Source organism: Pseudomonas farsensis (genome assembly GCF_014268805.2).
Taxonomy (GTDB): domain Bacteria; phylum Pseudomonadota; class Gammaproteobacteria; order Pseudomonadales; family Pseudomonadaceae; genus Aquipseudomonas; species Aquipseudomonas farsensis.
Window position 1 is genome coordinate 2,029,088 of record NZ_JABWRF020000001.1, and the last position, 13,749, is coordinate 2,042,836.

At 63.5% G+C, this 13,749-nt stretch carries 13 protein-coding genes; 1 reads left to right on the forward strand and 12 read right to left on the reverse strand.

Translation table 11 applies throughout. From position 1 onward, the window contains the following. Positions 1-42: 42 nt before the first annotated feature. From HU719_RS09220 to HU719_RS09275, 12 genes are all read right to left on the reverse strand, one after another. Positions 43-1,470, reverse strand: coding sequence for an undecaprenyl-phosphate glucose phosphotransferase (locus HU719_RS09220; RefSeq protein ID WP_186522387.1), 1,428 nt, complete (start codon positions 1,468-1,470; stop codon positions 43-45). A 139-nt stretch (positions 1,471-1,609) separates the two neighbouring features. Continuing rightward, positions 1,610-2,353, reverse strand: coding sequence for a WecB/TagA/CpsF family glycosyltransferase (locus HU719_RS09225; protein WP_186537208.1), 744 nt, complete (start codon positions 2,351-2,353; stop codon positions 1,610-1,612). Then, positions 2,350-3,540, reverse strand: a complete 1,191-nt coding sequence (locus HU719_RS09230; protein ID WP_186537207.1) for a glycosyltransferase family 2 protein — start codon at positions 3,538-3,540, stop codon at positions 2,350-2,352. The genes HU719_RS09225 and HU719_RS09230 overlap by 4 nt, the downstream gene beginning before the upstream one ends. Further along, positions 3,537-4,739, reverse strand: a complete 1,203-nt coding sequence (locus tag HU719_RS09235; RefSeq protein WP_186537206.1) for a glycosyltransferase family 4 protein — start codon at positions 4,737-4,739, stop codon at positions 3,537-3,539. Before HU719_RS09235 ends, HU719_RS09230 begins: the two co-directional genes overlap by 4 nt. Positions 4,740-4,770: 31 nt before the next feature. Further along, complete coding sequence (locus HU719_RS09240; protein WP_186537205.1) at positions 4,771-5,748, reverse strand: DUF535 family protein; 978 nt, start codon at positions 5,746-5,748, stop codon at positions 4,771-4,773. A gap of 7 nt (positions 5,749-5,755) precedes the next feature. After that, on the reverse strand, positions 5,756-6,733 hold the full coding sequence (locus HU719_RS09245; RefSeq protein ID WP_186537204.1) for a glycosyltransferase family 2 protein: 978 nt from the start codon (positions 6,731-6,733) through the stop codon (positions 5,756-5,758). A 3-nt stretch (positions 6,734-6,736) separates the two neighbouring features. After that, complete coding sequence (locus HU719_RS09250) at positions 6,737-7,255, reverse strand: serine O-acetyltransferase (RefSeq protein ID WP_186522408.1); 519 nt, start codon at positions 7,253-7,255, stop codon at positions 6,737-6,739. Positions 7,256-7,264: 9 nt separating this feature from the next. Beyond that, positions 7,265-8,221, reverse strand: a complete 957-nt coding sequence (locus tag HU719_RS09255; RefSeq protein ID WP_186537203.1) for a glycosyltransferase family 2 protein — start codon at positions 8,219-8,221, stop codon at positions 7,265-7,267. Beyond that, a complete protein-coding gene (locus HU719_RS09260; protein WP_186522411.1) occupies positions 8,214-8,831 on the reverse strand; it encodes an acyltransferase in 618 nt (205 codons plus the stop codon). The genes HU719_RS09255 and HU719_RS09260 overlap by 8 nt, the downstream gene beginning before the upstream one ends. 106 nt (positions 8,832-8,937) lie before the next feature. After that, entirely contained in the window at positions 8,938-10,395 is a 1,458-nt protein-coding gene (locus HU719_RS09265) for an FAD-dependent oxidoreductase (RefSeq protein WP_186537202.1), read from the reverse strand. Then, positions 10,392-10,607, reverse strand: coding sequence for a hypothetical protein (locus HU719_RS09270; RefSeq protein ID WP_186537201.1), 216 nt, complete (start codon positions 10,605-10,607; stop codon positions 10,392-10,394). Before HU719_RS09270 ends, HU719_RS09265 begins: the two co-directional genes overlap by 4 nt. Before the next feature lie 82 nt (positions 10,608-10,689). Further along, the gene (locus HU719_RS09275; protein WP_186537200.1) at positions 10,690-12,066 is read right to left on the reverse strand and encodes an oligosaccharide flippase family protein; all 1,377 of its coding nucleotides are present in this window, start codon (positions 12,064-12,066) and stop codon (positions 10,690-10,692) included. Positions 12,067-12,222: 156 nt separating this feature from the next. Between HU719_RS09275 and HU719_RS09280 the strand changes: the two genes are divergently transcribed. Next, a complete protein-coding gene (locus tag HU719_RS09280) occupies positions 12,223-13,749 on the forward strand; it encodes an O-antigen ligase family protein (RefSeq protein WP_186522415.1) in 1,527 nt (508 codons plus the stop codon).

The following is a 13,749-nucleotide window of genomic DNA, read 5'->3' on the forward strand; positions in this document are numbered from 1 at the left end:
AAACACGTTAGCGTACGCATTGATCGTTCGTTGTAACGGCCCTCAATAAGCCTGCTTGCCGGTAAAAGCATTCAACGTACGCACCAGAATCACAAAGTCCAACCACAATGACCAATTGTTGATGTACTCGATATCCGAGTTCACCCGTTGGATCATCTGCGCGATGTCCTTGGTCTCGCCACGGAACCCGCGCACCTGGGCCAGCCCGGTCATGCCCGGCTTGATGTTGTGGCGGGCGAAGTAGTCGACGATATCCTGCGAATACTGCGTATCGTGCTGCAGCGCGTGGGGGCGTGGGCCAACCAGCGACATTTCACCGGTCAGCACATTGAACAACTGCGGCAGTTCATCAAGGCTGGTACGGCGGATGAACGCGCCGATACGGGTCAGCCGCGGGTCGTTCTTCTGCGCCTGCTGAATGACCCCGTTATCCGGCTGGTGCACCTTCATGCTGCGAAACTTCCAGATGCGGAACGACTCACCGGTCCAGCCCATGCGCTCCTGGCGAAAGAACACCGGCCCCGGGCTTTCCAGCTTGATGACCAGCGCCAGTACCAGCAGCACCGGCGAGATGGCCAGCAGAATCAGCGCGGCCAGCACGCGGTCTTCGAGGTTTTTCAGGAACAGGCTCATGCCGGTCAGCGGTGTCTCTGACAACGTCAGCACTGGAATGCCGGCAATCTCGCGCACGCTGTGGTTGATCAGGCGCAGCGAGAAAATGTCTGGTACCCAGTTCACCGCAATGCATTTTTCGAGCAGCTTGAGGTAGACATCGTTGATCACCTCAGAGCCGGCCAGCGGTGTCACCAGGTACACCGTGCGGATGGCATGCTCGGTGACGATGGCGTCAAGGTCTTCGATCTTGCCAAGTACAGGCAACGGCTGCTTGCCATCGGCGGTGGTCACCGCCGGCTGCTCTGCGGCCTGGTCGATCAGCACGCAGCCCACCACCCGCTCGCCCAGCCACGGGTTGTTGCTGATTTTCTGGTAAAGAAAACTGGCAAGCTCGCCGGCGCCGATGATCAGCGCGTTCTCCATGCGGTAGGAATGGGCCATGAAGCGCTTTTGCACTTCGCGCACCACAATGTGCAAAAACAGCTGCACGAAATAGCCAATGACGAACAACTCCGCCACCAGCAGCCGCGAATAGGTTTCACTCTGTTTGGTCAAGAAAGCCATGACCACCAGAAAGCAGAACGTCGCCGACCACGCCTTGAACAGCCGAAACGCCTTGACAGTAAGGCCGACGTTGGTGCGGTAGATCGCGTAATGGTCGTAGATCACCGCCAGCGCGCCGATCAAAAGCAGCAGCATGATCACGTAGTCTGCGGTGAGGTAGCCGATCTGGCTGTAGATCAAGTACCAAGCGACGCCGGTGACCGCAATACCATCCAGGCCTGCCTGGATGGCGTTACTGACGCTGCTTCGGCGCTGAAGCAAGGAGCGGCTGCTGCGGGGTTCGAAAACCATTGTCAGGCCTCATCGATAGGGGCATCACGCCATTCTGGCCCAGGCAAAGCCTGGCGGCAGCGAGCACAGTTACTGCCGCTCGCCGGCCTGATTCTCAGGGTGTCAGAGTGTTTGATATCACTGTAGCAGTACCCTGCCCTTATCGCGGTTTGTAACGTGGGTAAAACACTGTGCGCAGTAAAAACAGCGGGTTGCCGAGCACGTAACGGGTAAACAGGCGCCGCGGTTCCTTGCACAATCGGTACACCCACTCACCGCCAAAGCGGCGCAGCCAGGCCGGTGCGCGGCTGACCTTGCCACCGAGAAAATCCAGGATGGCCCCACCGCAGACGATCAGGCAGGGCCGCTCGCTGGCGGCAAGTGCTGCGGCCAGCGCTTCCTGCTTGGGCATGCCCATGCCCAGCACGATCAGCTCTGGTTGCAAGCGTTCGGCGAGGGCCAAATAGGTATCAAAGTCGGCAAAGCCATCGTGCACCGACACCGCGTCCACGCCGAATTCTGCCTCGCAGCGGGCAACCGCCAGGCCCAGGTGCGGCTCGCGGGTGCCCCAGAACGCGACGCGCCGGCCCTTGAACGCGGCCAACAGGCGCGGAATCAGGTCAGTGCCGTTCATGTTCAAGCCCGGCTCCCGGCCCAGCCGCCTGAGCAAAATGGCAACCCCGGCACCGTCGCGCAGCAGTACGTCAGCTGCCGACAGCGCCGAACCATAGCCGGCATCCCCCGCTACCAGGTTCAGTGCATGGGCGTTGACAAAGCCCAGCACCATCGGCGCGCCGGGCCTGGTCAGCGCCTGCAGCACGCGTTGCTCATCCGCTGGCCCCTGGACCAGATGCAGTTTTTCCAGTATCGCCGCCCAGCGGCCCTGCCAGTTTTGCGCATTCATGGCTGGTCATCCCTTTTTGAACGCACCCACTCCACCTGGCGGCGGATCAGAAAACCCAAGTACAACGGGATTTTCTTCGCGGCATAGAACGGCGCGTACAACAGCACCGAAAACGTGATCTGGTCGCGAGCGAACCGAGCCCAGGCCAACATCACCGCAGTCACTAGCAGCAACAAGGCAAGCGTTGCGATCAACGCCGGTGCCACAACCGCAAACAGCAAAAACCCAAGCCAGCACAAGCTGAAGACGGCTAGCAATGCCAGCGCCAGTAGCGCCAGGGGCGGCACCAGCAAATCGATGCTCATGGCTAGTAGCGCAACGTTGCCGCGTACCACGGCGCTGGCCACAAGCTTCGGAGCGTCGGCCAGAACGACGCCAAGGTGCCCATGCTCCCAACGCGTACGCTGGCTACGCAATCCTTCATCACTGCTGGGGAACTGGCTGCTGACCTGTGCTTCGGGGCAGAACAGCGGCGGCTTGCCATGGCGGCAGAAGTCCAAGCCCAGCTTGAGGTCCTCGACCAGGTGCCCGCTGGCAAGCTCAGCCGTGGCCAAGTCGCGCCATAAAAATGCCATGCCAGCGCCCATCAAATGGCACGGCAGGCCCAGCCGCGCCCAGCCCCGTGGGCGCACCAGGTTTTTTACCCGCCAGGCAAACTCGGCCACTTGCACCTTAAGCCCTGCACCCGCCGGGGCCCGCATCAGGTACAGCGCCTGCACTGGCCGCTCGGCAGCGGCGCAGCAACGGGCCAGGCGCTCAATGGCGCCCTCGCCCACCAGGCAGTCCGCGTCGATGATCAGCACCAACTGGGGCGGGTCGGCGGCCAGGTGGCGTACGCCGTGGTCCAGGGCATAGCCTTTGCCGCGTAACAGCTCATCGCGGCGTTCCACCACCTCGGCGCCGGCGGCGCGCGCCAGGGCTGCGGTGTCATCGCTGCAGTTGTCAGCCACCACCAGCAAGCGGTCGCCTTCGCGCAGCTGGCTGCTGATACTGGCCAGGGTCGAGCGGATGACCGCCGCCTCGTCATGCGCGGGCACCAGCACCGCCAGGCGCCCACGCGGCCCTTGGCTGGCGGGTAATGGGCGCATGGGCAGGCAGGCCAGCAGCACCTGGACGAACAGCACCAACACCGGCAACAGCACCAGCAGCGCCAGCGCGCCCAGCAGCCAGGCGACAAGCGTGGTCATAGCGATGCCTTGAAGTGTTCAGCCAGGCGTGCGGCTTCGGTGTCGATGTCATGACGTTGCAGTACTCGCTCATGGGCCGCCTCACCCATGCGCTGCAACACCTCAACGGGTTGTGTCAGGCAATCGCTGATGGCCTCGGCCAGCGACTCGATGCAGCCGGCTGGGAACAGCCAGCCGTTGCTGCCCTGCTGCACCAGTTCAGGGATGCCCGCAACATAGGTAGTCAATACCGGGCGGCGCAAGGCCATGGCCTCCATGATCACCACCGGCAGGCCCTCGGCGAAGCTGGGCAGCACCAAGGCCCGGGCGCCGAGGAGTTCTTCGCGCACCCGTGCGCCGCTGACCCAGCCGGTGATTCGCACCTGCGCTTGGAGCCCGTAGCGCACTACCAGCGCCTCGATGGCCCCGCGCAGCTCGCCATCGCCCGCCAGCACCAGCTCGAACCGCACGCCGCGCTGCGCCAGCAGGTGCGCAGCTTCCAGCAACAGCAACTGGCCTTTCTGCTCGCACAGGCGCCCCACGCAGACTAGCCGCGCAACATCGGCCACCGGTTGTGCCGGCACGTCATGGAAACTACGCTCCAGCCCGCAATGCACAACCCGCACCTTGCTCCAGTGCTCATGGTCTACCCAGCGGTACAGCTGGCTACGGCCATAAGCGCTGACCGCCACCACAAACGATGCACGCCGCACCTTCTCGCCCAGGTGCAGAAACTGCGGTTTATCGAACTCTTCCGGCCCATGCACGGTAAAGCTGTAGCCAGGCCCGCCGAGCGCCTGGGCGAGCATCACCACCTCGGCAGAGTTGGTGCCGAAATGCGCATGCACATGCTCGCACCCTGCTGCCTGCAACCACTGCAACAAGCGGCAGGCTTCGGCCAGGTAAACCAGGTGGTACGGCCACCCTCGGTCGGCGCTGCGCCCCACCCGCAGGGCCAGGCGCAGCGCCGCGAAGAAGCGGCCGGGCGCGGCGCGCAGCACCTCGAAGGTCGGGCGCAGCAAGCCCTTGATGCCGTCCTGCAGCACATACCGGGTGTTGCCACGTTCGCTGTGGTCCTCAGCGTCCTGCAGCTCGGCGTCCCAGCCGCGCAGGGCAAAACGCTCGACCACAATGCCCTGGCGCTCCAACGCCAGGATTTCGCGGCGGATGAAACTGTGGCTGACCTTGGGGTATTGATTGATGAAATAAGCGATGCGCATAAGCCCCCGAAACCCTGGTTGCAATGATTATTCAGTGGCCGCCTTGCAGGCTTACATTCGCCGCCTGCGCATCGGGCAAGGGGCTTTGCTGCACACTCGCAGCCCCCGGCAGCGCGGCTTGCAGGCGGGCGAACAGCTCATCGAGCAAGGCCTGCCGGCGGCGGTACATGGCGCGTTTTTTTGCGGCGATATCCTCGGCAGCGCGCGTGCTAGCGGCTATCGGCAGGCTGTAGAAGTCGGGGCGAGACGACGCGGTTGCGCCGTTCTCTTGCCAGATCACATCGTAATTGGCGCCCAGGTCCAGCGCCTTCTCCCGCCCAAAATACGGGTGGCGGTGATGCCGGTACTCGTCGCCCACCACGAATATCTGCTCAACCCCGAGGTGGCGAGCCATGCACTTGAGGGCCTCGATCAGCAGGCTGCGTGGCCGCAGGCCTTCGAAGTCCTTGGTCAGCTCGCGGTAGATATTCAACGACGTCTCGCTGTCGATGCCTTTGTGAATCCCCTGCACCGCCCCAACGAACAGGCACAGGCCCGCATCGAGCTGGCGCAAGGTGAATGCCAGCGAGGCGACCCGCAGCTCGCCCTGAAACAGGTTGAGCACAAGTTCCCCTTCGCGCTTGAACCAGATCGCCCGGTCAAGCACCAACGAACTGCCAGCGCACAGGTCGCCAAGGTCACACAGCACCAGGCGCTCATCGCGGCCCAGCAGCAACAACTGGGGGAAGCGCTGGGCAACGGCTTCATAGTGCGAGGCCACTGCTTCCAGACGTTCCGGGGCCTCCCAGCAGCGGCTGATGTAGGGCCAGTGCACGACGCCGATGCTATCCACCCCCAGGCGCTGGAAACCCTGCTCGCTCAGTGCCGCGGTCATGCGCAGCAAGAACGGCCGCAGCGCGGGCCACTGCCGGGCGATGTGCTGCGCCAGGCGCAGGCGGCCCTTGAGCGCGCGCAGCGAAAGCCCAGGTTGCAGGGTGAGCACGCTCTTGACGATCGGTTTAACCCACATAGGTCTCTCACTTGTATTCGATCAGCGTCGATTGGCCGGCACGCAGCCGCTGCCACCAGAACTTTAGCTGCCCAAGCATTTCTGGGAATTTGCCCAGCACCAGAAACAGCGCCTGCAAGGTATTTTCCCGGAGCGAGCGCGCCCCTCGCCGGGCCAGACGCAGCACTTGCAGCGGGTACACCAGAGCCAGCAACAGCGCCCACGGCCCAAGGGCCGCGCAGGCCAGCACTATCAGCAGCGGAATACCTAACCCCCATAGCCAGGCCCGGCGCGATTCCCGCAGCCAGTGGCGCTCGGGCGGCGCACCATGCAAAAAGACCCCTTCGGCGTAGGCATGGCCGGCGCGCAGGCTGCGCCGCCACCACTGCCCGAAGCGGGTCATGGCGGCGTCGTGCAGGGTCATTTCTTCGCCCAGGCGCCAGACTTTCCAGCCCGCAGCGCGCAGGCGCACGCACAGCTCGGGCTCTTCGCCGGCAATCAGCCCGGCGCGGTAGCCGCCCACGGCGCTGAACGCCTCGGCGCGCATCAGCGCATCGCCGCCACAGGCGCGCGCCTCGCCGGTTGGGGTGTCCCACTCAAGGTCGCACAGCAGGTTGTAGATAGATGCCTGTGGGAAACGCTCACGGCGCCGGCCGCACACCACTGCCACCTGCGGGTGGGCCAGCAGAAACGCCTGGGCGCTGAGCAGCCAGCCGGGGACCACTTCGCAATCGCCATCGACAAATTGCACCCAGCGCAGCCCCGGCAATACCTTTTGCAAGCGGGCAAAGCCTTCGTTGCGGGCGCGGGCGGCGGTGAACGGCTGGGCCATGTCCAGTGCCAGCACCTCAGCCCCCAGCGCTGCAGCACGCTGCGCCGAGCCATCGCTGGAGCCGGAATCGACATACACCACCTGCTCGGCGCTGCCGATCAGCGAGGCCAGGCAGCGCTCAAGGCGCGCACCCTCGTTGCGGCCGATCACCACCACCCCGATGCCGTTGGCCATGGCCTAGACCACCGCTTCGCGGGGCTTGAGTGCCTTGACCACAGCCGGCACGCCCACTGCCATACAGTTGTCCGGCACATCCACCAGCACCACGGCGTTGGCACCGATCACCACGTTGTCGCCGATGCGGATGTTGCCGAGGATCTTGGCCCCGGTGCCGATATCGACATTGTTGCCAAACACCGGTGCACAGGGATCACTGACGTTCTTCAGGCCCACCACCACACCGTTGCGAATGCGGCAGTCGTCGCCAAACCGGGCATAGCCGCTGACGATGATGCCGCCAAAGTGGTCGATGACGAAGTTGCGGCCGATCTGCGCCTCGCAAGGCAGCTCGACCCCGGTCAATATCTGCACCAGTTTGAACAGCACCTTGTAGACCAGCGACAGCAGCTTGCGCAGCAACGCCGGGCGCACGCCATAACGCCAGCGGCCAAAGCGGTAAACCAGCAGCACCCAGAAGCCTTGGGCGCCCCAATCGCCACCATGGGCACGCAAGTCAGCGCGAACGTTGTCGAACATGGTGTTCACCTAGCGTGTGGGTTGGCTTGCAAAACGGGTGGCAAACAACAGCCCCCAGGTCGCTCTGGTATGCCGCCAGCAGGCCTGGACAGCCGGCCAGCCACGGCGCTTGAGCAATGCCTTGAGCGCCAGTACGGCATCGCCAAGGCTGACCAGCAACATGTGCAGGGCCAGCCCCGACACGCCATGGTGCTTGCGAAAGTACAGCAGCTCGCTTTCGATCTGGTACGCCGAGATCTGCCGGCTGGCGGCTTCGAGTTCGGCCACGGACTTGGAGCTTTCACCGCCGATATGCACAACAGTGGTGTGCGGGTAGAACACCACTTTCCAGCCGGCGGCCTTGACCCGCTTGCAGTGGTCGACCTCCTCGTAATAAAGGAAGTAGCGCGGGTCGAACAACCCCACCTGTTCGAGCACTTCGCGGCGCACCAGGTAGAAACACCCCGGCAGCCAGTCACATTCGCGCACCGAGGCGTGGTCCCAGTCCATGTCATCGACCATTTTCAGCCCTGGCATGAAACGCCCAAGCCCGGTACGGCTGGCAAACACGTTGAGCGGCGTTGGGAAGTAGCGGCACGATGGCTGCAAGTCGCCGTCACGCCCCTCCAGGCGCACGCCCAGCACTCCGCAGTCGGGGTGGGTATCCATGTAGTCGAGGGTCTTGGCCAGGCTATCGGGGGCGACGAATGCATCGGTATTGAGCAACAAGGCATAGCGCCCGCGCAGATGGTCGAGCAACTGGTTGTTGGCGCGGCCAAAGCCAACATTGCGGGTGTTGCTAAGCAGCAGCGCCTCAGGGCACACCTGGGCCAGGCGCGCCAGCGAATCGTCGGCTGAGGCGTTGTCCACTACCAAGTAACTTGCCAGCGCTTCACTGCCGGCGCGGCGCAAGGCGTCGAACATCGGCTGCAGCAGGGCCGCCGTGTTGAAGTTGACCACCATCACATCGACGGGTTTGTCAGTCATTGCCCGCGTCCCCGAAGAAGTATTCCTGCCGGCGCCGGGCCAGCACCGGTTCGAGCAGTGGGTCAAATGAGCCGTTGCGCTGTTCCAGCAGGTCGTTCCATGGGTAACTGGCGCAGCGTGCCTCGACCCGTGCCACCAGCTCATCGGTGGTGCAGATGAACTTGGCCGGGTTGCCACCGACTACGGTGCCGGGCAGTACGTCCTTGGTCACCACGGCCCCAGCAGCGACAATCGCGTTGGGCCCAATGGTCACCCGTGGCATGACAATGGCGCCGTGGCCAATGAACGAGTTGTCGCGCACATCGATAAAACCCACCGAATCCAGGTGCTTGCCATACGACAGTTCGATCAGCGCGACCACGCCGTCGTGGCCGATCAGCGTGCAATCAGACAAGCCGACGTTGGTGCCGATACGGGTCAAAGCCGGGTCGGTGACATTGCAGCCGGTGTTCATGTGGAAGTTCGAGCCCACCGAGTAAAACCTGCCCCAGCGCGCCTGGTACTCGCCCCAGGCACGCGGCGTGGGGTTGCAGAAACGCTTGAAGCTCGGGCCGCAACGCCCGGTCGCCAGGGCGTAATCGCCCAGTGTCTTGCGTATCCATCCAAACATACGGCTAGCCTCGTACGGTCGTTGACTGTCCCTGAGGCGAGTCTGGTCGGGTATTCCTGAACGTGACCACATCGCACTCAATCCCTGTTTGCATCCCATTGCCCTGTCAGGCAGTCGTTGCCTTCATCTGCTGGTTGAGGTGGTCGGCCAGGCGCAGCGCGAACTGCAGCAGCGGCATGGTCGGGTTGGCGGCGCCCCCGGTGGCGAAGATGCTGCTGCCGGCGATATGCAGGTTGGCGGTGCCGAACACCTTGCACTGTTCATCCACCACGCCATGCTCGGGGCTGGCCGCCATGCGTGTGGTGCCCATGTGGTGGGCGTGTGGTTCGAGCTTGAGTGGCTGTTCGGTGTCGTACACGAACGGGTTCAGCTTGACGAAGCCAAGGTCGGCCTCGGCAAACTGTTTGGCAAGCTCGGTGCCGATGCACTTGATGGTATGGCGGTCGGCATCGCTCAACGCCCAGTGCATGTTCAAGGTGGCAACCCCCAGCGCGTCCTTTTGCTCGTGCAGCGTGAGCCGGCTGTCGCGGTTTGGGAATTGCTCGATCAGGGTGCTCAGCAGGCCGTCGCCTGGGCAACTGAAGCTTGCAATGAAGTCGATCTTGCTGGCCATGCCGGTATCGCAGGCCAGGTTCTCCAGAAAGCGCTTGACCTCGGCGGTGCGGCCGTAGGCTTGTACGGCATCAAGCACCGTGGCGGTGACGTTGCCTTTACCAGACTGGTACTCGCTGACGAAGGCGTCGCTGGTGTAGTACTGGCGGGTGGTGGTGCTCTCGCCGCTCTTGAGGATGAACGTGCCCATCTCGACGTTCATGTGGTCCATGAAGCAGCGCCCCACCAGGCCATCTCCGGTGACCACGCCGGCTGCGCGCAGCGATGCGCTGTTGAGCAATTGCCGGGCGTTTTCCAGGGCACCCATGGCCAGGATGAACTGTTTGGCCTGCACTCGTTCACGGCGCAGGTCGTAGTCGGACACGACCGCCGCCGTTACCCGCCCGCTGCCTTGGTCGAACTCAAGGTCGACGCAATTGCAGTTGATGAACACATCCAGGCCGGGGGTGTCTTCAAGCGCCTTGGCGTACTTCTGTGCAAAGCGCGTCGGCGTGCTGAGCAGAAAGCGGTCGGCATCGAACTCGCCGCCATCGAGCCCTGGGTTGATGGCCTTGAAATCTTCGCCCTCGGGCAGGTCGACGATGGCCCGGGCCTGTGGCAGGTAGCGCTCGATGTCGGCGTAGCTGATCGGCCAGCCAGGCAGGCCAACGGGCGGTTTTGCGGCAAAGTCGGAGGCATCGAACGGCCGGCAGCGCCCGGCCCAGTGGTTGGAGGTGCCACCCAGAAAGCGCAGCCGGGTTTCGCCTGCGTACATCTCAAGGCCACTGGAGGTGCAGTGGTAAAGCGCCTGGGAGTGCGCGGAATATTCCCGCCCGCCGCCCTCGGCGAGCAGTACCCGCCAGCCCGCCTCGGCCAGGCGCAACGCCAAGGTTATGCCGGCCGGGCCAGCACCAAGAATGCAGAAATCATATGACCCGCCAAGCGTCTTTTGGCTCTGGTAGTCCTTGATCATGGCTGGTTGTCCCGCAGGTAGCGCGATGGCAGCACCCAGCCGTTGACCACCACAAAGCCACCCTTGCCTTGGGCGCCCTTGCGTTCGCCTTCACCGGCTTGCGCAGCGCCCACGCTTGCGCCAAACAGCCAGGCGCCAGCGCCCAGCAACACCGTGTTGCGCATGAACAGCCTGCGCCCCGATAGCCCGGAACAATACTGAAGTTTGCCCATGATCCCGGCCCCATACCTAATGATCGTCACTCTGCGGTGGCGCTGTACCGCGCCGACCGCTGCCCCCGAAAAAACGCGTGTTTCACAGCCAGTTGAACAAATGTGTCAGCAACATCCCGCACAGCGCGCCAGCGCCGAGCATCGGCAGCACCATCAACTCGCGCTTGAGGCTGAACATGCCCAGTTTGCGGTTGACGTAGACCACCAGCGCCAAGGTCGGGAAGGTGTGCAGCGCGACGCCCCAGATCGCCCACTGCGTACCGCCCACGGCCAGCAACAGCGGCAGCGCTGTCCATAGCGTCAGCACGCGGATGATGTTGTCCGCTGCCTGATACTTGGTCAGGCCCAGCGCCAGCCATACCTGGTTGGCCAAGGCGTAGCGCAGGGTAAAGAACGACAACGAGAGGATGGCCAGCATGTCGCCGGCGCCCGCATAGCGGTGGTCGTACATCCAGCCGATGAGCAGCGGGCTGGCGGTGAGGAAACCGCCGCAGGCAAACAACATGACCAGGTCGACCAGCAGCCGAAACCGGTAATACAGGCGTTTGAGGCGTTCGTTGTCACCTGACCGGGCGGCCTCGCTGAACGAGGGCAGCGCCACCGCACCGACCACCTTCAGCAGGCCGGTCTGGATCGAGCCCAGAATCAGCACGGCAATGGAGTACACGCCAAGCTCGGCCACGGTCATGCTGGCGCCGAACCAGATGCGGTCGCCGTACATGGCCAGCACCCCCACCATCGACGACAGCAGGATCCAGCGCCCGTAGCTGACCAATTCGGCAAGGGCGCTGCGGTCCCACTGCAAGCGGTTGGCCGGGCCATGCATGGCAACGTGGCCAAGCACCGTGGTGGTGAGCGCCGCAACCAGCCCAGCGGCGACCAGCGACCAGATTGAACGGGTGTAATAGCCAATAACCAGCATTACCACCAGCCCGATCAATTGCGAGGCCAGGTCGATCAGCACCACGCGTTTCTGCTGCAGGGTGCGCACGGCGATGTCCATCTTGGTCGATTGCAGGCCGTAGATAATCGCCGAAACCCCGGTCACCGCCAGTACCAGTGGCAACTGCGGGTCGGCATAGGTGGAGCCTACCGGCCACAGGTTGGCCTGTTGGCTGAACCAGGAGCCAAGTGCCAGCAACAGGGTCAGCCCGAACAAGGCAAAGCCGCGCAGAATCTGCACGGTCCATGCGGTATTGAGAAACAGCGGGTCTTCACCGCGCTGGCTTTGGATGATGTTCTGCCGCAGGCCCACATCGGACAACAGGTGCAGCAGCACCGAGACGGTGGTGGCAATGACCATGATGCCGAACATTTCCGGCACCAGAATACGCGCGATGATGAGGTTGCCGCCCAGGCGCATGACCTGCGAAGCCAGCAACGACACCACGTTCCAGGCCCCCGCCCACATGGCACGTCGACGCAGGCTTCCTGCTGCTGGCACATCAATCGACGGCATGGACTGGATCTCTGACTGAAATGGCTAAAGTCACTATAGTTTCAATCAGCCATGACGCTAGTGGCCCTTTCCCATATCGCCAACACGGCGCGTGGGAACGGGCTTGCGCAGCCTCTGCGGCCCTACCCGCCCACCTGCAAAAGGTACCCGTTATCCATGCCCGAACATCTGCGAGCATTGGTCGTCATTCTGTTCTTGGCCTGCGTGGTGTTTCTGCTGGCGCGGCGGGCGGCTACCGACCTGATCCCCGAAGCGGACTTCAAGCGCCGGCGCAATTTATGGTTTGCGCTGACCCTGCTGGCGTTTTTCTCGTTCAGCTATTGGGTATATGTGGCCACCGCCGCCGTGCTGCTGACCTTTGCCGGCAAGCGTGAGCGCAACCCCATGGCGCTGTTCTACATGCTGCTGTTCGTGATTCCGCCGGCTTCGGTGCAGATTCCGGGCTTTGGCGTGATCAACTACGTGCTCGACCTCAACCATATTCGCCTGCTGGCGCTGTGTGTGCTGCTGCCCGCCTCGCTGGCGCTGGGCCGGCGCAGTGACACCCTGCCCTTCGGCCGCACCTGGCCAGACCGCCTGCTGCTGGCGGGCATTGTGCTGATGAGCGTGCTGTACCTGCGCGAAACCACCCTCACCGACACCTTGCGCCAGGCGTTCTACCTGTATGTCGACGTGTTCCTGCCCTACTACGTGGCCAGCCGTGGCGTGCGCGAGCTGAGTGACTTCAAGGACGCCATGCTGGCGTTCGTGCTGGCGGCATTCTTGCTGTCGCTGATCGCCGTGGCTGAATACGTGCGGCACTGGCTGCTTTACAGCGCGCTGATGGAAGCCATGGGCGTGCAATGGAGCATGACCGGCTACCTGTCGCGCGGCGGCTCGCTGCGGGCCAGCGCCACCACCGGCCAAGCCATCGCCCTGGGCTTTGTGATCGCCGTGGCGATTGGCATGTACCTGTTTTTGCAAAGTTACGTGCGCAGCCGCCTGCAACGGCTGCTGGGCGCGCTGCTGCTGGGCGCCGGGTTGTTCGCGCCGCTCTCGCGTGGGCCATGGATCGGCGCCGGGGTGATCATTGCCGCGTTCATCGCCACCGGGCGCAATGCGGTCAAGCGCCTGACCATGCTGGCGCTGGCCGGCGTGCTGGCGATTCCGCTGCTGACCGTGGTGCCTGGCGGCGAAAAGGTGCTCAACCTGCTGCCTTTCATTGGCACCATCGAGAACGAGAACATCACCTACCGCGAACGGCTGATCGACAACTCGTGGATCGTCATTCAGCGCAACCCGCTGTTTGGCTCGTTCGACTTCCGCAGTACCCCGGAAATGCAGGCGATGATCCAGGGCGATGGCATCATCGACATCGTCAACACCTATATCAGCCTGGCCTTGCGCGTGGGCCTGGTAGGGCTGGCGCTATTCGTGGCGTTCTTTGCAAGCGTGCTGCTGGGCATACGCAAGGCGATGCGCGCCTTCCCCGACAAGGACCACGAAGAGCGCCTGCTGGGCCGGGCGCTGCTGGCGACACTGCTGGGCATCCTGGTGATCATCTTCACCGTCAGCAGCATCACGGTGATCCCTATCGTCTATTGGTCGGTTGGCGGGCTTGGGGTGGCGTACATCCAGCGTGTGCGGCAATTGCGCCTGGCCGAACCCGACCCACTCACCCTCAACCGCCTCCAGGCCAGGTAA